We start from the raw sequence: 25,443 nt of genomic DNA on the forward strand, positions 1-25,443 counted from the left end.
ACCGTGACTTGACCACGGTATCAAAAAAAAATTAAAAAAGACTGGATCCCGCGATCAAGTCGCGGGATGACAACAAAGTTTTGTTAGTGGTGATTAAACACCTGCTCATTTGGAGCAGCTACTCCTAAAACTTTCTTTGCTTGTTCTTCTAACATATCTTTATTTAGAGATTCCGTTCGAAGTAATTTGACGTTATGCTCAAGTTCTACTCTTTCTGCTCGTAAGCCTTTTAGTTCATCATAAGCTTTTTCAAGCTGCCTATTTACTTTTAAATATGCAATAATCCCTTTGTTACCATATATGCAATGAAAAACAAAATATCCAAGCAGTAAAGCTAAAAAGATATTTAAAATTATTTTTTTAGAATGATTATTTAAATGTATTATCATAAATATATCTTCATAAGAAATAATATCAGAGCGGTTAAAATAATACTATCAAATCTGTCTAGCACTCCTCCATGACCGGGTATTATATGACCGCTATCTTTAATATTAAATTTTCGCTTAAAATATGAAATAAATAAATCACTTAATTGAGCTATTAATGCTAATATACAACTAATTATAAACAAATAAATTTTATTTGAAAAATAGTAATTTTCAATATGAAAGTTTGGTATAAAACTAACTAATACCGCAACTAAACCTGCTGATAATACTCCCGTCACTAAACCGCTCCAGGTTTTTTTAGGACTCAGTTTCGGAGCAAGTTTTGCTCCTTTAAAAGTTTGGCCGCCAATCATAGCGAAAGTATCTACCGACCACATTATGCAAAAATAAAGCATAATAAGCCATCTATTGGTATCTTCCATACTTAAAAATATTAATAGGCTTATAGGAATCGGAATAATAATTAGCCCGATTAATAGATCAGGAATAGAAGAGTAGGTCATATTATACCATTCACTTAACATTCCCGTACCTACTAATATCATTAGAATATAGAATAAAGGCTTACACCATAATATAGCTATGACAAATAACGGAACTAAAACTATACCGGACAGGATTCTTAAATATATGTTTGATTTTTGTTTATCTTTTACCAAATGTTCTTTTCCTTTTTGAGTAATCATTTATAGCTTCCTGTATATCATATTTATTAAAATCAGGCCAATATTTGGGTGAGAAATATAATTCAGCATAAGCTGCTTGCCAAAGCAAGAAATTACTGATGCGATAAACCCCGCCCGGTCTTATTAATAAATCTACATCCGGCATTTCAGGATCATATAAAGCGTGTTGTATATCGCTTTCACTTACTGCTTTTTTACCGCTTGTAATAATTTTTGTGCAGGCATCAACTATTTCTTGACGACTTCCATAACTAAAAGCTATACAAAGCGTTATTTTATTATTATTTTTTGTTAATTCTATAGCATTATTTATTTGTTTTTGCAATGAGCTACTTAATAAAGTCAGCCTACCTATTACTTTTATTTTAACGCCGTTTTTATGTAAATTATTTAATTCGGTTTTTAAATAAATACTTAATAATTTTATTAAGAAATCTACTTCCGTGCTTGAGCGTTGCCAATTTTCGGAAGAGAAAGTATATAAAGTTATATAAGGTATGTTAAGGTTAAGAAACTCAGGCAGTAATTCACGAATTTTATCGGCTCCTGCTTTATGCCCTTCAGATTTTGTTAAGTTATGCTGATCTGCCCAACGAGCATTACCATCCATTATTATTGCTAAATGTTTTATGTTAGTCATTATTGTATATTTTAGATGTTGCTGCATGGATCGATTTTTCCGTCATTGCGAGCGACTGCAAGGAGCGTGGCAATCTCATGAAACAATATAAAATTTCTGAGATTGTCACGCCCTCGGCTTTGCCTATCCTTGTAATGACGATTTGGTATCTACACGGGAATGACATCGGTAGTCATATTTTAGGTATTTCGATTCTTACCGATAGCCCGCCTAAATCCTTGCTATCTTCTAAATAAATAGAGCCTTTATGATCGTTTATTATTTCTTTAGTAATAGCAAGCCCAAGCCCTACGTTACTTGCATTATCAAGCTGTCTTGCTTGATCCGATCTATAAAACGGTTTAAAGACAAGGTGTGTTTCTGTATCATCTATACCGGGACCGTTATCCTCAATAATTATAGCTACGGTAGATGAATTATCTTTTGAGGATATCTTAATTTTAGTTCCATATTTTATAGCGTTACCGATTAAATTAGACAAGGCTCTTTCAAAAGAATGCGGCTTAATGCATACTTCTAATTTATCTAAATTAGTAGATTTTATAAATTCAATATTTACATGTGACCATTTGTTAAAAAAACGTTCCATCCAAGGTAATAATAAAATGTCTTCAAATTCTTCTGTACTTTCACCTTTAGCAAAATCTAAATAAGAATTTATCATTTGCTGCATAGTTAATATATCTTGTTTTAACCCTTCGATTTCTTCGCTTTCTTCCATCAATTCAAGTTGTAGCTTCATTCTTGTTAAAGGAGTTCTCAGGTCATGAGAAATCATAGCAAGCATAGTGGTTTTTTTAGTAATTTGTTTTTCAATACGAGCTTTCATTTTTAAAAAAGCAAGCCCTGCTTTTCTTATTTCTAAGGCTCCTGAAGGTTTGAAATTGTTGCCTTTTAAAACACCTCGACCAAATTTATCCATGCTATCCGCAAGAGTGAGTATTGATTTAATTTGATTTTTGGAGAAAATAATAGAAACAGAAAGTAATATAACAGTTAAAGATATAATCCATAAAACAAATATATATACTGTAGGATTAAGTAGTAACTTTGCAGGAAAAGTAATATATAATACTCCATCTTTTAATTCTAAAAATACTTCAATTTTATTTTCCTTATTTAGTTTAACTATATTTTTTTCATGGATTTTTGTAGCTAAAATATTTTTGAATATAGTTAAAGGTTCACCTAATTTAGGCTGTTTTATAGATAACTTTTTATTAAGCTGAAACTGATAAGATAAATTAAGATAATTTTCCGATAAATGGGTTATCTCTCTTGAATTATTTCTATGTTCTTTAATCAATGATTCTATTTCATTGATAATAATAGTACTAGTATAATATGAAACATTATACCAATGACGATCGTAAAACAAAAATATAGCAACGATTTGTCCTATTAAAATCGGAATGATTATAATAAACATAAACCGTACAAATAATGTTCTTGGTACAGCATATTTCAAAGAGCTTGATACAAGCGAATTTTTCAAGATTCGTCTGTGCTCACGTATTTTTATACGCTGTGTAGGCTCGCTTTTAAATTCATCTTGTCTGAAGCTCTTTGAAATATGCTGTAATAATTTAGATATAAAGTGCATAGCCCTCATTACGCACAGTTTTTAAATATTTCGGCTCTTTTGGGTTGTCTTCTATTTTGCTTCTTATTCTTGTAATTTGTACATCGATAGAACGCATACTAAGCCCTCCCATTATTTTTGACAGTTCAAAACGACTAGTAGATTTACCGGAATTTTTTATTAATATCTCAAGTAATTTTTGTTCAGTAGAGCTAAGAGATACAATTTGATTATTCTTGGTAAATTCTTTTGTATCGGAATTATAAAAATTATTGCCGAATTTAATTATATTCGTTTCTTTTTTAAAGTTATTATAATTATTGATTAAGTTATTTATCCGAAGTAATAATTCTCTCGGTTCAAAAGGTTTAGTTATATAATCAGAGGCACCGGCTTCAAGTCCTTTAACACGGTCATCGGCTTCCGATAAAGCAGTAAGCATAACTATAGGAATATTATTACCGGCATCCCTTATAGTAGTAGCAAAATCAAGCCCTGTTATTTCAGGTAACATAACATCTAAAATAATTAAATCATAATTAGAAGTTTTTAATAGATTTTTAGCTTCTATGACTGAGCTTGCCGTTGATACTAAAAACGCGTTTTTATTTAAAAATTGCTTTAAAAGTGCTAATATTCTGCTATCATCATCAACGATTAAAATATGTGCTTTGTATGTATGCATACTCGTTTAATTTAAAAAAATTGTATTTCACTATTGTCATCCCGTGGCTTGACCACGGGATCTTATATCGCAGGCTGTGTTCTGAGATCCTGCGATCAAGTCGCGGGATGACGTTAAATACTACAGGATTCCCGCTTTCGCAGGAATGACATAAGAACTACGGCCGTATAGCTCATGACGATTGACAATACTTTAATATAAATATAGGTTAATGACAATGATAAAACTAGAGCAAATTTTTTGGCATGTTTGGATTAACGGTGATTTAGTTCCTTATCAATTTGCAAGGATTCATGTTTTGACTCATAGCCTGCATTATTCAGGATCGGTATTTGAGGGTGAGAGAGCTTATAACGGCAAAGTTTTTAAACTAAAAGAACATACGGCAAGATTAATAAAATCAGCAGAAGCATTAGGTTTGAAAGTACCTTATAATGTAGACGAGATAATAAAAGCTCATGAACTTGTAATAAAACAAAATAATATTAAGGATGCATATATAAGACCGCTTATTTGGTGCGGAGACGAGTCGCTAAATATCACTAATCAGTATTTATCTACTAATCTTTTGATTGCCGGTATTCCATCTATGCCGAGGTCTTTTGAGAAAGGTATAAATTTGCATGTAAGCCGCTGGCGTAAAGCAATGCCTGATAGCACCCCGGTACAATCTAAATCCGCCGCTCAATATAATATGGCAATAACGAGTAAAAAAGAAGCTAAGGCTCTTGGCTATGATGATGCATTATTACTTGATTATGAAGGGTATATTGCTGAATGCACTACAACAAATATTTTCTTTGTTAAAGATAAAATATTATATACTCCAATTGCCGATAGGTTTTTAAACGGTATAACAAGACAGACTATTATTGAAATTGCAAAAGATTTAGGTCTAGAAGTAAAAGAAGAGCGTTTAAAATTAGAGCAAATAGAGGATTTTACCGGATGTTTTGTTACAGGCACGGCAATTGAGGTACAAAATATTGATTCTATAGATCTTGGCAATAAAAAGATTATTTTTGATGATCATAAAATTGCAGATCGTTTGAAAGAAGAGTATAGGCGTGTTGTTAGGGAGTAGAAGAAACGTCATTGCGAGGAGTCGTAGACTGCGTGGCAATCTCATGAAATAATAACAAACTCTTGAGATTGCTTCGTCGAATTACTACGTAATTCTTCTCGCAATGACGATTTAATAAGCTAAACAATTAAAATCAAAAAATCATGCATAACATATTTAAAGGTTTAATTACCGCACTTATAACACCTTTTAAAGATAATAAGTTAGACTTATATGCTTTAGAGAGAATTGTAAAACATCAAATAAAGCATGAAGTCGATGCAGTATTAATTGCAGGCTCAACGGGAGAAAGTAGTAGTTTAAGCTTTGAAGAATATAAATTATTACTGCAAACTAGCGTAGAAATCGTTAATAAGTGTATTCCTATAATAAGCGGGTGTTCATCAAATAATACTACTTATGCAAGAGCACTTGCAGCGGAATCTACAAAAATCGGCGTAGATGGTTTTATGGCTAGTCCACCATCTTATGTCAAACCTACCCAATACGGGATTTATAAGCATTTTGAAGCATTGCATGAAGCGTGTAATCTACCTATTATGTTATATTCAGCTCCAACTAGAAGCGGAGTAGATTTTTCTGATGAGACAATATTGAGACTTAGCAAGCTACCGCGTATTTTAGCATTAAAAGATTGTGGTGTAGATTTAGAACGTCCATTGCGGATCAGAGCAACAGTTAAAAAGGATTTCAATATTTTAACCGGTAATGATGAAGTAGTCTTAGCTTTTAACGCTCAAGGTGGGGTGGGGTGGACTTCTGTAGCCTCTAATATTGTTCCTAATATATGTAAAGAGCTATTAGAAAAATGGAATAAGAACGATACTAAAGGAGCATTAGAAATCCATCAGAAATTACTACCTTTATATACAGCATTATTTGTAGAATCTAATCCGATTCCGATAAAATATGCTGCACATTATTTAGGTTTATGTGAAAATGAAATTAGACCCCCATTAACTGAAGCAAGCGATAGTGCCAAAAAACAAATTGAAAACATCATAACATCACTATCTATAAAAATATGACTGAATATAAGAAAGTTATTGCACAAAATAAGAAAGCCCTTTTTAATTATTTTATTGAAGAAAGATTAGAAGCGGGTATTGTATTAAAGGGTAGTGAAGTACGGTCTCTGCGTCAAGGCAAAGCTTCTATAGAAGAAAGTCATGCGGCAGATACCGGACATGAGGTATTTTTGTATAACTGCTATATTGCAGAATATGAAAAAGCGAATAGATTTAATCATGCTACTCGTAGACCGCGTAAATTATTGTTGCATACTAAAGAGATAAAGAAAATTATCGGTAGAATTAGAATAAAAGGCTATACGCTAGTAGCTCTTTCTATGTATTTTAATAAAAAAAATAAAGTGAAAGTTGAACTTGGTATTGCTAAAGGTAAGAAGTTACATGATAAAAGAGAGTCAATTAAAGAAAAAGACTGGAAAAGAGATCAGAGCAGATTAATAAGACAGAAGTAATGGACTTTGCTACACCGGATGACAAGCCGGCTTTGTTACATAGCTCGTTTTATTTCATTCCCGCTTTCGCGGGAATGACATATAGAATTACTTAGACTTTAGGAAGATATTAAATTTTAAAAAAGGTATTTATGCAGCATATTATAGGTAAAATATTGGTTATATTTATAGTTATAATAGGAGTTTTATTTGTTTTCAAAATAATGAAAACTTATTCTACAAATCCGGTTTCCGTTGAGGTTAAACAAAGCGAAAATGCAAGAAAATGTGAAGAGGAAAGAGTACAAGAAATAATCAAAGATTATTTGCTTAAAACTCCGGAAATAATAATAGAATCAATAGAAGGGTTGCAAAAACGTAAAGTACAGGAAAATGAGACTAAAGTTAATAACTATATAAAAGATAATAAGTTAAGGATTGAAGATAGCACAAGCTTTCCTGTTATAGGAAATAAAGACGGTGATGTAACAATAATTGCTTTTTATGATTACAATTGTTCTTATTGTAAAAAAGGTGATGTTTCTATAAATGAATTATTGCAAAACGATCCAAAAGTTAAAGTTGTATTACGACCGCTTCCTATCCTTGGAGATGTTTCCGAATATCTTGCAAGAATAGTTTTAGCCGTTTATAAGGTTAATCCAAGTAAATTCAAAGCTGTTCATGATGAATTAATAAACATAAGAGATGTTTCTAAGGAATCTATAAAAGAATTATTAACTGAGAATGGCTTAAATGCTACGGAAATTGAAGAAATTGCCGATAGTAATGAGATTAAAGATTTAATTACTCAAAATATGAAAATAGCTAGAAGTCTTAGAATTCAAGGAGTACCTGCGTATATAATCGATTCAAAATTAATACCTGGGTTAATAGATTTCCCACAATTACTAAATATAGTTAAAGAAATTAGGGATAATTAAGAGTTCTTAAGAATTGTTGCGTAGACCAGTAAATGCTTTTTATGTTATTCCCGTGAAAGCATTGTTGCATGGATACCAAATCATCATTGCGAGGAGCGAAGCGACGTGGCAATCTTGTCAAACATCCTGAAATTGCTTCGTCAATTACTTACGTAATTTCCTCGCAATAACGACCTTCAGTCTCCACGCAACAAGGCCTAGTAGGAATGACAGCAATTGCTCTTGAATAACTTTAGCCTTTATTTAGTAAATCTAACATAGTTTTACCGATATCGGCAGGGGATCTAGTGATAGTTACGCCGGCACTTTGTAGAGCTTCAAGCTTATCTTCGGCACTTCCTGTTCTTCCGACAATAATAGCTCCGGCATGTCCCATTCTTTTACCTGGAGGTGCTGTAATACCTGCAATAAAGCTTACTATAGGTTTCTTGATTTTTGACTGCTTGATAAACTCAGCTGCATCTTCTTCTGCATTACCGCCAATTTCACCGATCATAATAATTGCTTTTGTTTCATCATCTTTCAAAAACATCTCAATACAATCAACAAAATTAGTGCCGTTAACAGGATCGCCGCCTATACCGACACACGTAGATTGTCCAAGCCCTACTGCTGTTGTCTGTGCTACTGCTTCATAAGTTAGAGTACCTGATCTTGAAACAATACCTATTGTTCCTCTTTTATGAATATGCCCAGGCATAATACCGATTTTACATTCACCCGGTGTGATAACTCCAGGGCAGTTAGGACCGATTAATCTAGTTTTAGAACCGACTAAAGCACGTTTTACTTTCACCATATCAAGCACCGGAATTCCTTCCGTTATACATACTACTACTTCAATTTCGGCATCGATTGCTTCTAATATCGAATCAGCGGCAAAGCCGGGCGGAACATATATAACGCTTGCATTTGCACCGGTTTTTGCTTTTGCTTCATGTACGGTATTATATACAGGTAAATCAAGGTGAGTATGACTGCCTTTGCCGGGTGTAACACCGCCAACCATGTTAGTGCCGTACGCTATCGCTTGTTCAGAGTGAAAAGTTCCTTGTAAACCAGTAAAACCCTGACAGATAACTTGTGTTTTTTTATTTATTAATATTGCCATGTTAAATAATGTTTATTGTTTTTATTTTACTTTGATGTCATCCCGCGACTTGATCGCGTAATCCAGTCCTTTTTTAATTTTTTTATGGATACTGTGGTCAAGCCACGGTATGACACTGAACTGGTTTTTCGAGCTATACAACAAGGTCAATGCCTGTATAGCTCATGACGGTTATCTACCGTACCGCTTCAACTATTTTATTTGCCGCATCTGCTAAATCATGTGCCGGTATTATTTCTAAACCGGAATTTGATAAAATTTCTTCGCCTTTTTCAACGTTTGTACCGGCTAAACGAACTACTAACGGTACTTTTATACCTATGTCTTTTGCAGCGGCAATAATCCCTTCTGCTATAATATCACAACGCATGATACCGCCGAAAATATTAACTAGAATCCCTTGTACTTCTTTATCAGATAAAATTATTTTTAAAGCTTCTTTTACACGCTCACGATCAGCTCCACCACCGACATCCAAGAAATTAGCAGGCGAAGCACCGTAAAGTTTAATAATATCCATAGTGGCCATGGCAAGACCGGCACCGTTAACCATACAACCGATATTACCGTCCATTTTTACATAGCTAAGTCCTGCATTTGCTGCTCTAGTTTCTAGAGGATCTTCTTCATCATGATCACGCATTGCCGTAATATTCGGATGCCGAAATAAGCCGTTATCGTCAAAAGTAATTTTTGCATCTAAAGCTAATAAGTTCCCGTCGCTATTTACAATTAATGGGTTGATTTCAATTTGTGCTGCATCGGTTTCAATAAAAGCATTATAGACTGATTTTACTATTTCTTTCATCTGTTTAGCTTGGTTATCCTTAAAGCCTAACTCATAAGCTATGCCTCGCATATGAAAATCTTGTAAACCGGTTGCAGGATCAACGGAAAATTTAATAATTTTTTCCGGAGTTTTTTCTGCTACTTCTTCAATATCAACTCCTCCTTCTGTAGAAGCTATAAAAGTAATACAGCTAGCCGATCTATCAAATACTATACTAAAATAATATTCTTTTAAAATATCACAACCTGATTCGATATAAAGACGGTTTACTTTTTGTCCTTGAGGTCCTGTTTGATGCGTTACTAAATTAATACCAAACATGTCATGAGCAACTTTTTTGGCTTCTTCTTTACTCTTAACAACCTTAACACCGCCTGCTTTACCTCTACCGCCGGCATGTATTTGTGCTTTAACTACATATACTTCCGTATTTAATTTATCTATGGTTTCATTAATCTTTTCGGTTTTCGTAACAACTAGCCCGGTGGAAGTAGGTACGCCGTATTTTCTTAAAATCTCTTTTGCTTGATATTCATGAATATTCATTTTAAATAATTTATTTAAATTGCTATTAATTTTTATGGATAAGATGCATTTTTAACTTCTCTTACTATGTTTTTATCAAAAGTGATAAACTTTTATTAGCACTATTGACTTCTCATTCTGCAATAATCATATAATCGGCAAAGTCTGCTTTACCTTGTATTTCATCATCTTCAAGAAAAGTACGAGTTAAGATATTAGTGTCAATTCCTATCATTTTCGATAACTGCAATACTAATAGCTTCATCTACATCCACCGGACCGTTTTTAGCTTTATGTTTACCTTTACCAAAAAAGCTATAGATATCTTTTTTTATAGGAAGCAATTCTAATGTTTCATTTTTTTGTAGTTAATTATTAACTCAGAGCCTGAATGTAAACCAAGTTTATTTCTTATATATTTAGGTATAACTACCTGTCCTTTCGATGAGATTACTACTCTGGCACTTTTACTCATAATACTAATATAGTAAGTTATCTGATCTTACTTTGTATATAAAACACAATTTATTATATGTCAATAAGTTTATAATGAGGTTACTCATTCAATATCCTCTTTAATACGTTATCTTTCCTAATAAAGTGATGATATAATGCAGCTAGTATATCAAAATAATTAAAGCAGTAAATAAGCAGCCTTTTTATAGATTTTTTAAAGATTTTGGCAAATTGTGAATCTGGAGCAAAAGAATTTATAGTAAACAAACCATAAAAATCAATATGATGGTTTGATAAAATAGTTATTAGAAAGCCGCTTTTATCGGCATTAATAACATTAAAAGCTATAGCAAATTTATATTAATATTAGCGGCTTTTTTTGCCAATTCGGCATATCTTCCGGTAGCAAAACATTAACATTATAGAATTTCCATAAAAGCCTTATTATTACTAAAGATAAAACAACTATACCGGTTGCTTCATGTATCCCGTATAATTACCATTTTAAAGGAAGTTCTAAGAAATTATCCATTAAGACACCGACAACGAGCATTACTATAACTATAATGCTCATGATCCAGTTAAAAAGTTTTGCAATTAAGCCGTAAGAATTTTCAGTATTTGTAAGTACATGATAGTACTCAAACTTACTTAATGTCATTGTCGCTCTTCTGTGTCATTTTCCTGCGAAAGCAGGAATCTAAAAAACAATAAAAAATACTAAAATTATTAGTATTTTTAACTAGATCCCATGGACAAGCCACGGGATGACACCGAGTCATGGTATGACAGTTTCTTCTTAATTCCCAACTGCCGTATCTATAATCTTTTCTGCCTCTGTACCGCTAATTTTTTCTTTATCATTCAGAATGAGATTGGCATTCTTTAAGTCATCTCCTATATGTTCCGCTCTTCCTTTTAAAACCTTAGCTAAAAACTGCTCGGCAAGAGCGTAATATGAGATTCTATTACCGGCTTTTGCAAATCCATGACCTTCATCTTTGTAAAGTGCATAAACTACCGGTATATGCTTTGCTTGCATGCTGTTTACAATCTGTTCTGATTCTGCCTGCACGACTCTCACATCGTGAACACCTTGTGCTATAAATAAAGGCTTTTTGATATTATCAACAAAATTAATCGGTGATCTTTGTCTTAAAAATTCTTTTTCTTCTTCAGTATCCCAAGGTCCTATACGTGTTTTATATATACTTAACAATGGTGTCATATAAGGAGCTTTAGATTGCACATGAGTTAATAAATTAGACATACCGACAACGTCAACACCGCAAGCAAATACGTCAGGCGTCATGGTAAGACCTACAAGCGTTGCATAACCTCCATAGCTTCCACCCATAATACAAACTTTGTCAGAATCAACTATATTATTCTTAATAGCCCAGTTAACACCATCAATTAAATCGGTGTGCATTTTACCGGCATATTCTAAATTACCGGCGTTTAAGAAATCTTTCCCAAAACCGGTAGAACCACGGTAATTTATACTTAAAACTGCGTAACCACGATTTGCAAGCCACTGATGCTCAGGATTGTATCCCCAGCTATCACGTACCCACGGACCGCCGTGGACATTTAAAATTAGAGGTACTTTTTTATCGGGTATATTATTTTTATCGAGCTTTACATCATTTGGAAAAGTGATATAGCTAACTAAATCAAGCCCGTCACGTGACTTGATAATTATCGGTATCATCTTAGCAAGATTATATTGCTCAAGTTCTTTGCGATTAGTAAATAAAAACTCAGCTTTTTTATTTGCCCTATCATATTTATAATATTTCACCGGTGCATTATCAGCCATATAAGCAACGATCCAAGTTTTATCGTCTAGCGTCCTACTATTAATAATTAAATCACCGCGATCAATAGATTGCAAATATTTAATATCATCTTCAATATCTTTATCTAATATTTTATATGAGACTCTATCATAATCTATAGATACTGCTTGCGGAGTTTGCTTTGTGGGATGAACTGTAAATAAGCCGATATCGGCTTTTGCATCTTCGGCTAATATTTCTTCACTACCTGTAGCTAGTGTTATAGCTTTAAGTGCGGAGGTATTACGATTACGTCCCTCTAGCATATATAAAGTTTCACCGCTAGCATCAAAACCAAGTATGGAAGTGTTAAAAGAATCTTCCATTGATATCTTAGTAAATAACTTTGGTTCTCCGTCTTTTAATTCATAATATTCAACAGCTCCGTCTTTATCTAGTAAGCTACCGAATCTTAAATTTAAATTTTCATCAGTTACATAATCAGTAAATCTATCATTTTTATAAATCAGTTCTTTTTCTAGAGTATCTAGATTTAATTTGTAAATATCAAAATATTCAGGATTACGCTCATTTAAGTATATTAATATCTCATTTGGCTTCTTATGACTTGCTCCGGCTATTTTGGCTTTAACTCCTTTTGCAGGAGTAAGTAATTTTGTCTCTTTTGTCTCTATGTTATAGCTATAAATTCGGTCATTTTCATCACCGTTAAAATCTTGGGTATATAAAATATTTTTATTATTATAAGCTTTAGCATAAGACCAAATACCGCGTCCTGTGTCATGGGTTATGGCTTCTGCTTTACTAATATCATCTGAGGGTGCTAGCCAAATGTTTAATACACCGTCTTTCGGTGCAACATATAGAATATATTTGCCGTCGTGGGTTAGAGAAACGCTTGCTTTATCAGGGTTACCGAATAAAACTTTTCTGGGGATTATTTGATTGTTATCCGTTATCGTTTGAAACATAAAAATACCGACACTTATTATTAATATAGTGCCTATAATATAGAAAATTTTACTCATTACTAATAGTTTGTTATTTAGTTTTATAGTCTTTTGATGTCATTCCCTCTTCCGCGGAAATGACATTCAGGTCATAAAATATAATTGCTACACTCTCTCAATATTGCTTAAAAACCAATCAACTTCTTTGGTATTAGCATTACGTGTAAATGTCCATTCTTCTTTTAAATCTTCGATTTTGTCAACTACATTTTTACCTTGAAATAGTAATTTAATAAATATGTTATTACCGAACATGTAAATTTCTGAATATTTTGCACTTAAAGCCGATGAGTCAAAAAAATCACCATAGGACGGTGTTATTTTTTCAAATTCTTCTAAGTATCTTTTATCTATCAGCTCAGATAATTCTTTAGCATCTTTTTTATAAGCAGCTTCTATAATCATTTGAAAAGCAGTTTTAGCATTATTTATGAATTTAACCGGATCAAAGGAGTAAAGGCGTTTATGGACTTGTTCCATTCCATCTACGACCGCAGTTATATTATGTTCTACTATTATATCTTTAAAAGCTTTAATATCTTGGGCTGTTGGAATATTTTTTTCTTCTTTATTAGATTTAACTATACTGTAAGTTACGTCCTTAATAACCGGTTCGCCAAAATAAGATTTTTGCTTTGTCTGTTCCTCTTCTGAAGTAGAACCGAGAGTCGTAATTAATTTGTTGATAATGTAAAAGGCAATAACGGCAAAAATTAATAACTCTATTATTTGAGGAGACATTTTCTATTTATTTTTATTAAAAGATTATTCTTATATTTATAATATAAAAAAATAATCTTTTAAAGTTATTTAATAAAAATAAGGATTTATTTTTATTTGAGTTATACTTAAAATTTAAAAAATAACTAAAATATCTTGATTATTTTAATTATTATGATATTTATCGTTTTGTAAATGATGTTTAAACTCCATCATTGCAAAACATTTATTATAGCCTTTAGTCCATTTATGCTAGGGGGCTGTTGTACTAAAGCTTAATTTTTAAGCGTTTTTAGTATAACGGATAATTATTGTTTTCAATGATTGCGTTTATCCCCTGCACCTATCTATTCACTTTTAATTGACGAATGAACTGGCGAGCTGGTAATTCAATTATATAATGCAAAATAGTAGCTATTGTAACCGAAGTAGCAAATTTAAGCCATAAAGGAGTTGGATAAATCCAGTAATATGCTACAAAAAATTCTGTAGTTAAAGCAGAAAGGTATAAAGCATATGAAATTTGATCTAGAAAATATGTTATTGGATTACCGAAAATAAGTTTACTTAATCCTGAATCATTAGATGTTCCAATAATTATTAAGGATGAGCCAACTGCAAGCCACCAAAGTGTTTCTGCATTAATTATAATAAAAATATAAGCAAAAACAGCAATTCCTACGAATGTAATAATATCATAAATAATATAATTAAGTTTCAAAGATTTTATATATTTTGTAATAAAAAATGTTATACAACCAAAAATAAATACACCTGAAAACATTATTAAGTTTTTACCGTAAGCAAATTGTACTCTTTCGTTACTAATATGGGTCTGCAGCCATTGAAAAGCATAAGGAGCAGAAACTATCCCATAAGATATAAATAACAAGATTATCAATAACTTAATTATTGATAATCTTTGCATCAATGATATTAAAAAAGGAAATAATTAATATGCAAACATTGCTGTACTTATTGCACATGAAGGTTGATTCCAAGATACTAAATACGTGAACCCCCATGTTTGAATAAGGAACACATTATAAAAGCATAAATAAATATAAGGGATAAACTCTGGCAATACGTGCAAATAAAAAACTTTTATAACTAACGGTATGCGTATAAAATCTAGTATTATATACATAACATAAAATAAAGCCGGATAACACAAAAAATATTACAACCCCAAGACTGCCAAGTCTTGCTATATTCATTCCAATTGAGTTACCTGGCCAAATTATATGTGGCGTGTTAAGAAGAATACCCATAATGCAGTATACCCGCGTACACCTGTTAATCCTTTTATTTCTTTTAAGTTATCTATTTTGTTATGCCATATTTAAGTTATAACATTACTGATTAAAATATGGCATGATACAATAACCTAAATATTAAAACAATTTATTAATAATAATTTTTTTAATGAATTATTAGATGCTTATATTCAGAGATCTTTTAATAAGTGTGCCACTTTTATAGCATTATCAAATCCGTGATCGTAATGAAATCTTATATCAGGCGAGAATTTCATATTTATTTTATTAGTAATAAAATTTCTGATAGTATTTTTAGAATTATTTAATGCATCCATAATTTCATCTATTGTTAGTTTAGTATTAAAAGGCAAGAAATAACAATTAGCTATTTTGAGATCAGCAGTAACTATAACTTTCGTAATAGTGAGAGGACAATCAAAAAGTCTGCTATCCAGCATTTTGCCACGCCTTAGAATTTCTATTAATGCTTCATTTATAATGCTTGCTAATTTTTGTTGTCTATGAGAATGAGTTTTGGTTAATTTTTTCATGCGTTAAAAAATATATACAATTCTAAGGCATAATAGCATGCTTTTGCCAAACAACCAATACCTAAAAATTTTAGAAATTTTGTTTTAAAAAAACCGGAGAATAAAGAAACAAAGCTTCCCCAAAAAGAAAATGCCATTAAGAAAATTATAAATATCTCATATTTATAATATAGTTTTGTTAAATTTTTATGTCTTAAAATATTTTGTGTATTTTTGGAAGCATAAAAGATATTTAAAACTATTTTTCCAAAAATATAATTGATTGCATTACCGCTAAGAGAAGCACAAATAGCTACTAACAGCATTATTAAACTATTATAGCCTCCGAACATTTTCATAGAATGAAATATTAATTCATTCTGAAAACCTATAACAAGATTTGAGACAAAACTATCAACAAATAATAAACTATATGCTTCAAATTGATTCATGAATGTAATATATTGAATTTTGATTAGGGGTATTAATCGTCATTGCGAGGAAAAACTGTAAGTTTTGACGAAGCAATCTCATGCCAAAATCCTGAGATTGCCATAACCCTTACTATCTAACACCAAAATAAAGTAACTGGCAATGAAAAAGCAAATTATTTATCCTGATTTTATAGCACGAATTTTTTCTACGGCACTTGATTTATCAATATTTGCCTTTATAGCAATCCCAATATCACAATTTTGTTCTTTTAATTTATTATGGTTGTTCTTTAATGATTATTTCCTTAGCAATAACATTAATCTTCATAATCCCAATGAAATGTTTAACTCGGTTATGAGTCAGGAATTTTATGAATATCTTAAAGCAGGAAATTTTAATAAATATATTTTGTTTAATATTTCAATTTTTGCTACTAATATATTAGTAATAGGCTCATATTTCATAACGCTTTGGTATTATAAAGGTGCAACGCTTAGTAAAATGTTTTTACGTATGAAAATCGTAGATGCCGTAACATTAAATCGTCCGACCTTAAAGCAGTTAATTAAAAGATTTTTAGGGTATATGACTTTTCCTATCGGTATTTTTTTCATACTTTTTTCTTCTAAAAAACAAGCATTACATGATAAAATAGCCGGAACCGTCGTTATTAAGTCTTAAATATACTCCTAAGTAATACTAAGTAATAGACGAAGTTTAATTTGGAAAAGAGCAAGGAGTATATAAGGCGAGGAGCGGAGCATATACACTTAATAGGTGAGTACCGCAGTTCTTATAATACGACGTCATTTTTCAAATTAAACGAGTATATTTATGAATGAAACAAATGATAATGATATAGATCAGCTAATTTATCTTTTTTCAAAATTACCCGGTCTTGGTATTAGATCGGCAAGGCGTATAGCGCTTTACCTATTGCAAGATAAAGACGTAAGGTTAAAAAGCCTGATTAATAATCTTGTAGAGATAGATAAGAAAATAGTAAAATGCGAGATTTGCGGTAATATGGATACGAAAAATATTTGTCGTATTTGTTCTTCTGAATATAGAGATAAATCAATTATTGCTATTGTCGAAACTGTGGCTGAATTATGGGCAATGGAGCGTAGCGGTAATTTTAAAGGTTTATATCATGTACTCGGTCATAATTTATCGGCAGCTAGTAGACAAAACCCTAGCATACTTCGGTTACCTGCACTACTTACAAGATGTTTTGCAGAAAATATTAAAGAAGTTATTATTGCTACTAATTCTACTTTAGAAGGTCAGACTACTGCTTATTTTATTACAGAATATTTAAAAGAGCATCCTGCTAAAATTTCTCGTCTTGCTAGCGGTATACCTATCGGAGGTGAACTTGATTATTTAGACGAGGGTACCGTATCTGCCGCTATTAACCTACGCCAACCTTTTGAGTAAAAATTAATAATTTTATTAAAGTTATAGTGAATCTTGATGAAATTCTAGATGATGTTCGCCGGCGAATTTTATTACATCATTATGATTTCCTTGATGATCAAAATGTATCAGTAATTCACCTTGTTCGTTTGAATGTAATAATATTTGTGAATAAAAGCTGGTCACCATCAATTTTAATGTCAACTACTTTTTTACCGATAAATTTAACGCCGTTATCCCCCTGTTGTCTATATATTATATCTTTCTTTAAGGCATTTATAAATTTATCACATTGATTCTTATCTAATCTCAATGGCTTCCTGATTTTTATTATCATATTGTAAAATTTCCTCAACTTTCTTTAACGCTAAGTTGTATTTATTAATTGCGATTAAACTAAGTGATAATCTTATTAATTTTTTCTATAGCTTGTGCTTGTACAAAATTAAGGTTGCTAACAAGGGCTTCGATATGAATTTGGTTAATATATTCTTCAGGATTTAATAAAAATTCTATTGCCTGGAAGATATTACTGAGATATGGAGTTATTTTATTTTTAGGTATTTTTTGTATAAATTGTTTAGCTAATTCATATTGTTTGGTATATAAGGCTGTTGTAGATTAGTAATATAACACCACTAATAGAGTTGCTAATTTCGATTCACTCATCCTTTAGGTTTTCTTCATTCATAATTTTCTCAGCAGCAGAATATTGATTGTATTTGGCAATATATTGAAAACATCGAAACTGTTCTTGACTATCTTTAGATAAATTGTCTTGGTTAATTAGATTTAATTTAGCTTCAGCAATTTCAGCTAAATTAAAACTCATTGCTGTCAAAATTTTGATATCTGTAGGAGCATTTTTGATTAAATTTTTTGTTGCTGTTGCCCTTTCGTTAAGTAAATAAATATTAAATAAGCTATAGATTGAAGCGCTATCGTTTGGTCGATCCTTTAAAATGCGTAATAATTGCTCTTCGTCTAATGATAATTTTCCTGTATTATTATAGGCTACTGATAGATTATAACGGCAAAAATAGATGAATTTACTTTCCTGTTTTTGCTCGTTGTTTACTAGATTCGCTGGTCGTGGTGCAAGTAATGTTATTATTTCATCATATTTTTTGGTAGCAAGCAATATTTCAGAAAAAGAGCCTAGAATAGCAAAATCTTCTATATTTGCTAATTGTTTAATAATATCAGGTTGAAATTCAGGTTTTACAAATAATAAAATTTCTGCAATAAAATTTAGATATTTTTGATACCATTCTCCTTGAGTTTTAAGTAAATTTAAAACTATAGGTGCTGATTTAAGTATATCTTTAGCTACTTCTTCCATTAATGCAATATTCTTTTCTACTACGGCTAAACGAAAAATATTTTCCTTAGCGATAAATTTATTGATAATCTTAGTGATAGGGTTAGAAGAATTGGAGCTAGGTTTGTATTCAAAAAATATTTCTACTTTAGAATTTTTATTAATTAAAGCATTATATTCACTAATCTCATAATCTTTAAATAACTCATGATTTTTAAGTTCTTCGTAACTGTATTTTTTAATACACATTCCAATAGCTTTTTTGGGGTTTTTACCTCTTTTATCTTCTTAATTGCTAAATTAGCAAATTCTGAAGCTAATTTTGAATTTTTTATTTCTTCAATAGTTCTTAAATAATTATTTTTTATATCAAAATCCTTAACTATTGCTGAGTACAATTCTATAGCTGTATTTAAGGTAATATTGGAGCTTCACGTGGTAATAATAGAAGACTTTTTTGATTGCATATATGATGCCTAGTTATTTTTAACAAGGCATCATACATTAGTTTAATTCTTAGTCAAAAAATTATTAATATTTTTTAATAATTACCCACCGAATTGCTCTTTAATAATTCTATCTTCCAGCGTATGGTTTTTATTAAAGAGCAGTTTGACAGGCTTATCCTTAGTAGATTTAACGGTAACATTTGTGATATTATTAAACTCCTGAAAGTCGGCCGTAGCATTTACCGGTCGTTTATTTGTATTAAGTATTTCAAATTTAATCGTAGCAGATGAAAGCAGTAAAGCACCGTGCCATCTACGCGGTCTAAACGAGCAGATAGGGGTTAGGCATAACATGTTTGACTCAAGCGGTAAAATAGGACCGCTGGCAGATAAATTATAAGCACTACTTCCGGCAGGTGTTGCAACTAAAGCTCCGTCTGCTACTAATTCGCTCATTCTCTCTATCCCGTTTACTTCTATTCTAAATTTAGCAGCTTGATTAGTTTTACGAAATATCGATACTTCGTTAATAGCAAGTGCCGTATATATTTGACCGCTCGTATCTTCGACTTGCATAAGAAGAGGATTTAGGATAGAAACCGTACTTTCGTGTATATTTTGTAATAATTTTTTGGTATCTAAAGGATTCATTAAAAAGCCGAGGCTTCCTAAATTAACTCCGTAAAAAGGTATATTAAGATGCATATAGCGGTGAATATTATGTAGTAATTCTCCATCCCCGCCTATTACGATAATGACCTCCGCTTCCTCTATTTTACAATAATTATAGAGTTTTTTTATTTCCTCTATAATAGCTAAATGTTTGGAATTGTGGTTATAAATCAATGCTATTTTATTTATATTCATTATATGAATTTCTTTTTTAATATATAGACGCTTAACTAATAATAAGTTATAAGAATAAAGTAATAAAATAAATATTAAGTTAAATTATGTCATCATTCAACATCAAAAATCATAAAAATGATCTGCTATTTGTACCGCTAGGGGGATCTAATGAAATAGGTATGAATCTTAATCTTTACCATTATCAAGGTAAATGGTTAATGATTGATTGTGGTAGCGGTTTTGCCGATGATTATTTACCCGGTGTTGATATGATAATTGCTGATAGCAGCTTTATCGAGAAATATAAAAAAGATATAGTAGGTCTGATTTTAACTCATGCTCACGAGGATCATTTAGGTGGAGTCCAATATTTATGGAATAGACTTAAATGTCCTATGTATATTACTACTTTTACAGCAAATTTTCTAAAAATTCGTTTAAATGAATATGATTTTGCTAAAAATATAAAAATTCATGAAGTAAAACCCGGTAGTAAAATAAATCTAGATCCTTTTTCCTTAGAGATGGTGCCACTGACTCACTCGGCTCCTGAAATGCAAGCAATTATGATCCGTACGGATGCAGGTAATATTTTACATACGGGGGATTGGAAATTTGATAACGATCCGATACTTGGGAAAAAAGCCGATGAGGAGCTTTTAAAATCTTACGGAGATGAAGGGATTCTTGCACTTGTTTGTGATTCAACTAACGTATTTAATAAAGGAAGCTCAGGTTCTGAGGGGGATGTTAGAAAAAGTTTAGTAGATATTATAGCCGGTTGTCCTCAAATGGTAGTAGTTTCAACCTTTGCCTCTAATTTAGCACGGCTTGATACAATAATTCATGCTGCAGGGCTTGCGGGTAGAAAAGTAGTCTTAACCGGTAGAAGTTTGCACCGTATGATGCTTGCTGCGCAGGAAAGCGGCTATTTAAAAGATATTGCTCCTCTAATTAGTGAACGTGATGTTAGCAGATTTAGAAGAGAAGAATTATTAGTAATTGCTACCGGTTGTCAAGGTGAGCCTATGGCTGCTACCGCAAAACTGGCTAGTAATTCTCATCCGTCTATAAAGCTTGTTCCTAAGGATACAATGATTTTTTCTTCAAAAATTATTCCGGGTAATGAAAAGAAAATATTCAGGCTATTTAATATATTTGTTAAAGCCGGTGTAGAAGTTATTACCGAGCGAGACCATTTTGTACATGTTTCAGGACATCCATCGATTGACGAGCTACAAAAAATGTATTCTCTAATTAGACCGAATATTTGTATACCTGTTCACGGCGAGCCTGTACATATTCATGAACATGTTAAGCTTGCTAAGAAAAACGGCATAAAACAGGTAGTAGAGGTTGAAAATGGTAGTGTAGTACTGCTTGAACCTAATAATGCAAAAGTAATTTCAAAGGTTGAAAACGGTTATTTAGCTGTTGATGGTAATTATTTGCTGCCCGTTGAATCTCCGATTTTCAAAGCTAGAAGACGTATGCGTGAGTCGGGTATCGTGATAGCATCAGTAGTCATTAATAAAAAAGGACTGCTTGCTGCAAACCCAATGCTGTCTATGCCCGGGCTGCTTGATCCGAAAGAGGATATGGCATTAGTTAACCTCATTAAAAACGACATTAAAGAACTTGTTACCATTCAAAATAAACAGGCTAAAAAAGCATTGTCGGATGAACAAGTAATCGAGGCAATAAAAGGAACAATCCGTAAAACCTTAAAACAAGAAATTAATAAGTCACCCGTTATAATAGTAAATCTTGAGAAAGCTGTGGAGTAGTGAAATTGTTATTGTGAGTAGGTATTGTTTTATGGTTCGAGAAGTTCGCTCAATGTCATTCCCACGGAAGCGGGAATCCAGAAACACAACTTCAATATTAATACAGAAGTTACATATTTGATAAAAAAACCATATAAAAACTTGTTTTTATATGGTTTTACTGGATTCCCGCCTTCGTGAGAATGACATAAACAAGCCAAGCAACGATACCTACAAACCTGCAAGTGACAAAGAAAAAATAAGCACATGAACAAATTTAAAAATATTGCGGTTTATGGGGGAGGGAGTTTCGGTACTAGCCTTGCTTCTTTAGCAGCACAAAACTGTAATAACGTTATTTTATTTTTACGTGATGAGGCAATAGCAAAGGAAATTTTATATAACAAAACTAATGTAAAATATTTAGGGGATATTAAATTACCGGCTCATTTACAGGCTACTACAAACTTAGATATAATTAAGGATTTTGAACTAATTATTATTGCAGTGCCGTCTTACGCTTTTGATGACTCAATAAAAGTATTAAAAACTCACAGCATTTCTAAAGACAATACTCTTCTAATTGCAACAAAAGGCTTTGCCCGTAATCCTACCGCATTATTTTCAGATAGGTTAAAAACTCTATTACCGCATAGCCCTACAGCGTTTTTTGTAGGTCCGAATCTAGCAAAAGAACTTGCTAAAAATTTACCTGCTTCGGCAAGTATTGCAAGTTTAGATATAGATATAGCAAATAAAATAGCTTATAACCTAAGTTCAAAAATTTTTACTACTAATGTGTCAAGTGATATTGTAACATTACAGGTAGCAGGAGCTTTAAAAAATATTTTTGCTATTAAAAGCGGGATTGATTTAGCAAGAAAGCAGGGCGAAAATGCAAGAGCAACGCTTATAGTAGCTGCCTTAAAAGAAATTGCTATTTTGTCGAAAGCGTTAGGTGGTATGCAAAAAAATTCTGATATTTTACTAGAGGGCGTAGTAGGCGATTTAGTGCTTACTTGTTATTCGTTAGGTTCACGTAATACAAAATTTGGTTATGAACTTGAAATTAGTAGCGATAAAAAGAAATTTTTACAGGAATATAAAGAGCTAGTAGAGGGAAGAGAAGCATTAAAATTAGTTTTGGATTTGATAAAAAAATATAATTTACATATGCCTATAATTTCCGAAGTAGCTTCGTGTGTTATTCCTTATGCCATTCCTGCTTTCGCAGGAATGGCATAAGTATCCACGCAACAATGTCTCCGCGGGAATGACATATGACTCCACGCGAGCAATACCAATAAATATGAAAATTTCATATTAAATTAGATACCTTAAATCACATAAAGTTTTTAAAGTTTCAATTAAAAATTTATTTTGGTCTGATGAAGTAAAAATCTTTACAAAATTTAGTGAAAAAAAAATAAAACCTCATATATTATAAGTAATTATATCTTTAGCTCATTACATGATAATCTTTAGTATAGTTTTTTTTAAAACCGTTTCGGTATTATTAAGTGTAGTAATAGGATTTTTAGCAGGTAAATATTCAAATGTTGAAAGAGATAGTATCTCTTCGTTACTATTCTATTTTATATCGCCTATAGTATTTTTTACGATACCTGCTAGTACAACCTTAACACTTGCGGCATTAAGCGTTACGGTTGTAACATTTGTAATTGCAACACTCTTATCGCTCTTTTCTTATTATTTTTTTGGTAAATTTTGGCAGGATCATACACGTAATATTATAGCTTTGTCTGCAGGTACGGCAAATGGCGGGTATTTTATGTTGCCTATAGCTGCAGCACTTTTTGATGATTATACATTAAGTATTTACATGATGGCTGTTATAGGAGTGAATATTTATGAATGTTCCGTCGGTTTTTATATGTGTATGAGGAGCTTTGCTAATACCACCGATAGTATATTAAAAGTAGTAAAATTACCGATTTTAAACGCTTTTTTCTTGGGATGTTTATTTAGTTTTTGCGGTTTTACTTTACCGGATTTTTTAGATGATTTTATATATAATATGAAAGGCTCTTTTTCAATACTCGGTATGGTGATGGTGGGTCTTGCTCTTTCGTCTCTACAAAAATTTGAAGTCGATATCAAATTTACTCTTGCTACTTTTGCTGCTAAATTTCTATTCTATCCTTTGGGAGTAGGGTTATTTATCATGTTTGATCATTTTGTAACAAAATGGTATAACAATGATTACTATAATGCCCTAAAACTACTTTCTACGGCACCACTCGCAGCAAATACTATAGTTATAGCGAATTTACAGAAATTTTACCCTGAAAAAGTTGCAGCTACTGTGTTTTTATCTTTGCTTTTTGTAGTTATATATATGCCGACCATGGTCAGTATATTTTTAAGTGACTTAAATTAATAACATGATGACAATGATTTTTTTACAATTTATTCTAAATTGGTATTAATAGGTTCATATGAAAATTAATTCAATAAAAATTGGTCCCTATATTAATTTATTACCTCTTCAATATATACCGAAACATAAAATTTCTTATTTGGAATTCGGTGATCCTAAAAATAAAAATATAATAGTATGTGCTCACGGTTTAACTAGAAATGCTCATGATTTTGATAAAATAGCTAAAGAGTTGAGTAAAAATTATAGAGTAATTGCAATAAATTATCCTGGTCGCAGTGATAGCGAAAATTTTAAAAAAGCTAATCATTATAACTATACGACTTATATTAAAGATACGTTATTTTTTTTAAAAAGGCTAAATATCAAAAATCCTATTTGGCTTGGTACTTCAATGGGCGGTATTATAGGTATGGTACTTGCCAGTAAATATAAAAATATTTTTAAAGCCTTAATATTAAATGATATAGGGGCGTTTATTGATGCTGCTCCTTTAATTAAAATTGGAGGTTATGCTAAAAAAACGATACTCTTAGATGATTTGGCTAGTGCAAAAGAACATTTAAAACTTATTTATGCACAAAGCGGTATTAAAGATGAAGAAGATTGGGATTATTTAACAAAATATAGTGTAATTTCTACATTCGGCGGAAAATATAAAATGAATTATGATCCTGCTATAACAAAAGGAATGAAAAATGCTAGTAACCAGGAAGATATTAAACTATGGTCTGTATGGAATAAAATAAAATGTAGAATATTAGTAATTCATGGGATGAAATCTCAAATTTTAACAAAATCTACTATTAAAAAGATGAAAGAAACAAAAATTTTTGATCTTTATGAAATAAAATATGCTGGTCATGCTCCTTCTCTAATGAACCCTGAAGAAATTAACTATGTCAAATCTTGGTTAGAAAAGAAGTCTTAGATTGTATGACCTTGTATTGTACGAACGTTCAGGATGTCATTCCCGCGGAAGCGGGAATCCAGAAAAATAACCTTAATCCTTAGTACAAAAATTACATATTTAATACAATAAACATATAAAAAAACTGTTTTTTATATGTTTTTCTGGATTCCTGCTTTCCCATTAATGACATAGGCATCATTTAAATTAATAAA

27 protein-coding genes and 2 pseudogenes are annotated in these 25,443 nt (G+C 31.5%); 10 read left to right on the top strand and 19 right to left on the bottom strand.

Annotated features, from left to right (window positions below):
* Window positions 1-83: 83 nt before the first annotated feature.
* From WSW_RS0101185 to WSW_RS0101205, 5 genes are all read right to left on the bottom strand, one after another.
* Complete coding sequence (locus WSW_RS0101185; protein WP_016916750.1) at window positions 84-389, bottom strand: FtsB family cell division protein; 306 nt, start codon at window positions 387-389, stop codon at window positions 84-86.
* On the bottom strand, window positions 386-1,078 hold the full coding sequence (locus WSW_RS0101190; RefSeq protein WP_029374931.1) for a phosphatidate cytidylyltransferase: 693 nt from the start codon (window positions 1,076-1,078) through the stop codon (window positions 386-388). The genes WSW_RS0101185 and WSW_RS0101190 overlap by 4 nt, the downstream gene beginning before the upstream one ends.
* Window positions 1,038-1,745, bottom strand: coding sequence for a polyprenyl diphosphate synthase (uppS, locus tag WSW_RS0101195; protein ID WP_016916751.1), 708 nt, complete (start codon window positions 1,743-1,745; stop codon window positions 1,038-1,040). Before uppS ends, WSW_RS0101190 begins: the two co-directional genes overlap by 41 nt.
* Window positions 1,746-1,890: 145 nt before the next feature.
* Window positions 1,891-3,321, bottom strand: coding sequence for a palindromic element RPE3 domain-containing protein (locus tag WSW_RS0101200; protein WP_016916752.1), 1,431 nt, complete (start codon window positions 3,319-3,321; stop codon window positions 1,891-1,893).
* Window positions 3,305-3,985, bottom strand: coding sequence for a response regulator transcription factor (locus tag WSW_RS0101205; RefSeq protein ID WP_012150784.1), 681 nt, complete (start codon window positions 3,983-3,985; stop codon window positions 3,305-3,307). The genes WSW_RS0101200 and WSW_RS0101205 overlap by 17 nt, the downstream gene beginning before the upstream one ends.
* A gap of 211 nt (window positions 3,986-4,196) precedes the next feature.
* Here WSW_RS0101205 and WSW_RS0101210 point away from each other — a divergent pair, with 211 nt between their 5' ends.
* From WSW_RS0101210 to WSW_RS0101225, 4 genes are all read left to right on the top strand, one after another.
* Window positions 4,197-5,069, top strand: coding sequence for a branched-chain amino acid transaminase (locus tag WSW_RS0101210; protein ID WP_016916753.1), 873 nt, complete (start codon window positions 4,197-4,199; stop codon window positions 5,067-5,069).
* A gap of 143 nt (window positions 5,070-5,212) precedes the next feature.
* Complete coding sequence (gene dapA / locus WSW_RS0101215) at window positions 5,213-6,097, top strand: 4-hydroxy-tetrahydrodipicolinate synthase (RefSeq protein ID WP_016916754.1); 885 nt, start codon at window positions 5,213-5,215, stop codon at window positions 6,095-6,097.
* Window positions 6,094-6,552 (top strand): SsrA-binding protein SmpB, encoded by a 459-nt coding sequence (gene smpB, locus WSW_RS0101220; protein WP_016916755.1) that lies wholly within the window; start codon window positions 6,094-6,096, stop codon window positions 6,550-6,552. The genes dapA and smpB overlap by 4 nt, the downstream gene beginning before the upstream one ends.
* A gap of 131 nt (window positions 6,553-6,683) precedes the next feature.
* Entirely contained in the window at window positions 6,684-7,475 is a 792-nt protein-coding gene (locus WSW_RS0101225; RefSeq protein ID WP_016916756.1) for a DsbA family protein, read from the top strand.
* A 232-nt stretch (window positions 7,476-7,707) separates the two neighbouring features.
* On the opposite strand, the gene sucD is transcribed toward WSW_RS0101225, so the two are convergent.
* From sucD to WSW_RS0101280, 11 genes and pseudogenes are all read right to left on the bottom strand, one after another.
* Window positions 7,708-8,586 (bottom strand): succinate--CoA ligase subunit alpha, encoded by an 879-nt coding sequence (sucD, locus tag WSW_RS0101230; RefSeq protein WP_016916757.1) that lies wholly within the window; start codon window positions 8,584-8,586, stop codon window positions 7,708-7,710.
* Window positions 8,587-8,761: 175 nt separating this feature from the next.
* On the bottom strand, window positions 8,762-9,922 hold the full coding sequence (sucC, locus tag WSW_RS0101235; RefSeq protein ID WP_016916758.1) for an ADP-forming succinate--CoA ligase subunit beta: 1,161 nt from the start codon (window positions 9,920-9,922) through the stop codon (window positions 8,762-8,764).
* Window positions 9,923-9,954: 32 nt separating this feature from the next.
* Window positions 9,955-10,136 (bottom strand): annotated as a pseudogene (locus WSW_RS1000000113780) (hypothetical protein).
* Window positions 10,123-10,376: pseudogene (locus tag WSW_RS1000000109055) on the bottom strand (AbrB/MazE/SpoVT family DNA-binding domain-containing protein). Before WSW_RS1000000109055 ends, WSW_RS1000000113780 begins: the two co-directional pseudogenes overlap by 14 nt.
* A 477-nt stretch (window positions 10,377-10,853) precedes the next feature.
* The gene (locus WSW_RS1000000111880) at window positions 10,854-11,018 is read right to left on the bottom strand and encodes a hypothetical protein (protein WP_016916759.1); all 165 of its coding nucleotides are present in this window, start codon (window positions 11,016-11,018) and stop codon (window positions 10,854-10,856) included.
* 138 nt (window positions 11,019-11,156) lie between these two features.
* Window positions 11,157-13,187, bottom strand: a complete 2,031-nt coding sequence (locus WSW_RS0101255; protein ID WP_016916760.1) for a S9 family peptidase — start codon at window positions 13,185-13,187, stop codon at window positions 11,157-11,159.
* Between the two features lie 87 nt (window positions 13,188-13,274).
* Window positions 13,275-13,910 carry a Tim44 domain-containing protein gene (locus WSW_RS0101260; protein WP_004995740.1) on the bottom strand — a complete coding sequence of 212 codons (636 nt, stop codon included), beginning with the start codon at window positions 13,908-13,910 and terminating at the stop codon, window positions 13,275-13,277.
* Between the two features lie 322 nt (window positions 13,911-14,232).
* Window positions 14,233-14,781 (bottom strand): hypothetical protein, encoded by a 549-nt coding sequence (locus WSW_RS0101265; protein ID WP_016916761.1) that lies wholly within the window; start codon window positions 14,779-14,781, stop codon window positions 14,233-14,235.
* Window positions 14,782-14,932: 151 nt separating this feature from the next.
* The gene (locus tag WSW_RS1000000113785) at window positions 14,933-15,160 is read right to left on the bottom strand and encodes an acyltransferase family protein (protein ID WP_016916762.1); all 228 of its coding nucleotides are present in this window, start codon (window positions 15,158-15,160) and stop codon (window positions 14,933-14,935) included.
* Between the two features lie 176 nt (window positions 15,161-15,336).
* Window positions 15,337-15,699, bottom strand: coding sequence for a 30S ribosome-binding factor RbfA (gene rbfA / locus WSW_RS0101275; protein WP_016916763.1), 363 nt, complete (start codon window positions 15,697-15,699; stop codon window positions 15,337-15,339).
* Window positions 15,696-16,130, bottom strand: a complete 435-nt coding sequence (locus tag WSW_RS0101280; RefSeq protein ID WP_016916764.1) for a YqaA family protein — start codon at window positions 16,128-16,130, stop codon at window positions 15,696-15,698. Before WSW_RS0101280 ends, rbfA begins: the two co-directional genes overlap by 4 nt.
* A gap of 142 nt (window positions 16,131-16,272) precedes the next feature.
* On the opposite strand from WSW_RS0101280, the gene WSW_RS0101285 reads away from it, so the two are divergent.
* Together WSW_RS0101285 and recR are read left to right on the top strand one after the other, a co-directional pair.
* Entirely contained in the window at window positions 16,273-16,794 is a 522-nt protein-coding gene (locus tag WSW_RS0101285; RefSeq protein WP_016916765.1) for an RDD family protein, read from the top strand.
* A gap of 153 nt (window positions 16,795-16,947) precedes the next feature.
* Window positions 16,948-17,553: a recombination mediator RecR gene (recR, locus tag WSW_RS0101290; protein WP_016916766.1), complete on the top strand. Its 606-nt coding sequence runs from the start codon at window positions 16,948-16,950 to the stop codon at window positions 17,551-17,553.
* Window positions 17,554-17,574: 21 nt separating this feature from the next.
* On the opposite strand, the gene WSW_RS1000000112660 is transcribed toward recR, so the two are convergent.
* The 3 genes from WSW_RS1000000112660 to WSW_RS0101305 form a co-directional block, all read right to left on the bottom strand.
* A complete protein-coding gene (locus WSW_RS1000000112660; protein WP_167316236.1) occupies window positions 17,575-17,736 on the bottom strand; it encodes a hypothetical protein in 162 nt (53 codons plus the stop codon).
* A 457-nt stretch (window positions 17,737-18,193) separates the two neighbouring features.
* The gene (locus WSW_RS1000000112665; protein ID WP_016916767.1) at window positions 18,194-19,102 is read right to left on the bottom strand and encodes a hypothetical protein; all 909 of its coding nucleotides are present in this window, start codon (window positions 19,100-19,102) and stop codon (window positions 18,194-18,196) included.
* A 299-nt stretch (window positions 19,103-19,401) separates the two neighbouring features.
* Complete coding sequence (locus WSW_RS0101305; protein WP_016916768.1) at window positions 19,402-20,169, bottom strand: NAD kinase; 768 nt, start codon at window positions 20,167-20,169, stop codon at window positions 19,402-19,404.
* An 86-nt stretch (window positions 20,170-20,255) separates the two neighbouring features.
* Between WSW_RS0101305 and WSW_RS0101310 the strand changes: the two genes are divergently transcribed.
* From WSW_RS0101310 to WSW_RS0101325, 4 genes are all read left to right on the top strand, one after another.
* Window positions 20,256-21,938 (top strand): ribonuclease J, encoded by a 1,683-nt coding sequence (locus WSW_RS0101310; protein WP_016916769.1) that lies wholly within the window; start codon window positions 20,256-20,258, stop codon window positions 21,936-21,938.
* Window positions 21,939-22,184: 246 nt separating this feature from the next.
* Entirely contained in the window at window positions 22,185-23,162 is a 978-nt protein-coding gene (locus tag WSW_RS0101315; RefSeq protein ID WP_016916770.1) for an NAD(P)H-dependent glycerol-3-phosphate dehydrogenase, read from the top strand.
* Between the two features lie 226 nt (window positions 23,163-23,388).
* Entirely contained in the window at window positions 23,389-24,318 is a 930-nt protein-coding gene (locus WSW_RS0101320; RefSeq protein ID WP_016916771.1) for an AEC family transporter, read from the top strand.
* Window positions 24,319-24,376: 58 nt separating this feature from the next.
* Entirely contained in the window at window positions 24,377-25,249 is an 873-nt protein-coding gene (locus tag WSW_RS0101325; RefSeq protein ID WP_016916772.1) for an alpha/beta fold hydrolase, read from the top strand.
* Window positions 25,250-25,443: the final 194 nt, after the last annotated feature.

The organism is Rickettsia honei RB, assembly GCF_000263055.1.
Lineage (GTDB): Bacteria > Pseudomonadota > Alphaproteobacteria > Rickettsiales > Rickettsiaceae > Rickettsia > Rickettsia rickettsii.

Coding starts and splice junctions, on each gene's coding strand:
- WSW_RS0101185 (WP_016916750.1), bottom strand. CDS start 389: ATGATAATACATTTAAATAATCATTCTAAAAAAATAATTTTAAATATC.
- WSW_RS0101190 (WP_029374931.1), bottom strand. CDS start 1,078: ATGATTACTCAAAAAGGAAAAGAACATTTGGTAAAAGATAAACAAAAA.
- uppS (WP_016916751.1), bottom strand. CDS start 1,745: ATGCAGCAACATCTAAAATATACAATAATGACTAACATAAAACATTTA.
- WSW_RS0101200 (WP_016916752.1), bottom strand. CDS start 3,321: ATGCACTTTATATCTAAATTATTACAGCATATTTCAAAGAGCTTCAGA.
- WSW_RS0101205 (WP_012150784.1), bottom strand. CDS start 3,985: ATGCATACATACAAAGCACATATTTTAATCGTTGATGATGATAGCAGA.
- WSW_RS0101210 (WP_016916753.1), top strand. CDS start 4,197: ATGACAATGATAAAACTAGAGCAAATTTTTTGGCATGTTTGGATTAAC.
- dapA (WP_016916754.1), top strand. CDS start 5,213: ATGCATAACATATTTAAAGGTTTAATTACCGCACTTATAACACCTTTT.
- smpB (WP_016916755.1), top strand. CDS start 6,094: ATGACTGAATATAAGAAAGTTATTGCACAAAATAAGAAAGCCCTTTTT.
- WSW_RS0101225 (WP_016916756.1), top strand. CDS start 6,684: ATGCAGCATATTATAGGTAAAATATTGGTTATATTTATAGTTATAATA.
- sucD (WP_016916757.1), bottom strand. CDS start 8,586: ATGGCAATATTAATAAATAAAAAAACACAAGTTATCTGTCAGGGTTTT.
- sucC (WP_016916758.1), bottom strand. CDS start 9,922: ATGAATATTCATGAATATCAAGCAAAAGAGATTTTAAGAAAATACGGC.
- WSW_RS1000000111880 (WP_016916759.1), bottom strand. CDS start 11,018: ATGACATTAAGTAAGTTTGAGTACTATCATGTACTTACAAATACTGAA.
- WSW_RS0101255 (WP_016916760.1), bottom strand. CDS start 13,187: ATGAGTAAAATTTTCTATATTATAGGCACTATATTAATAATAAGTGTC.
- WSW_RS0101260 (WP_004995740.1), bottom strand. CDS start 13,910: ATGTCTCCTCAAATAATAGAGTTATTAATTTTTGCCGTTATTGCCTTT.
- WSW_RS1000000113785 (WP_016916762.1), bottom strand. CDS start 15,160: ATGGGTATTCTTCTTAACACGCCACATATAATTTGGCCAGGTAACTCA.
- rbfA (WP_016916763.1), bottom strand. CDS start 15,699: ATGAAAAAATTAACCAAAACTCATTCTCATAGACAACAAAAATTAGCA.
- WSW_RS0101280 (WP_016916764.1), bottom strand. CDS start 16,130: ATGAATCAATTTGAAGCATATAGTTTATTATTTGTTGATAGTTTTGTC.
- WSW_RS0101285 (WP_016916765.1), top strand. CDS start 16,273: ATGAAAAAGCAAATTATTTATCCTGATTTTATAGCACGAATTTTTTCT.
- recR (WP_016916766.1), top strand. CDS start 16,948: ATGAATGAAACAAATGATAATGATATAGATCAGCTAATTTATCTTTTT.
- WSW_RS1000000112665 (WP_016916767.1), bottom strand. CDS start 19,102: ATGTGTATTAAAAAATACAGTTACGAAGAACTTAAAAATCATGAGTTA.
- WSW_RS0101305 (WP_016916768.1), bottom strand. CDS start 20,169: ATGAATATAAATAAAATAGCATTGATTTATAACCACAATTCCAAACAT.
- WSW_RS0101310 (WP_016916769.1), top strand. CDS start 20,256: ATGTCATCATTCAACATCAAAAATCATAAAAATGATCTGCTATTTGTA.
- WSW_RS0101315 (WP_016916770.1), top strand. CDS start 22,185: ATGAACAAATTTAAAAATATTGCGGTTTATGGGGGAGGGAGTTTCGGT.
- WSW_RS0101320 (WP_016916771.1), top strand. CDS start 23,389: ATGATAATCTTTAGTATAGTTTTTTTTAAAACCGTTTCGGTATTATTA.
- WSW_RS0101325 (WP_016916772.1), top strand. CDS start 24,377: ATGAAAATTAATTCAATAAAAATTGGTCCCTATATTAATTTATTACCT.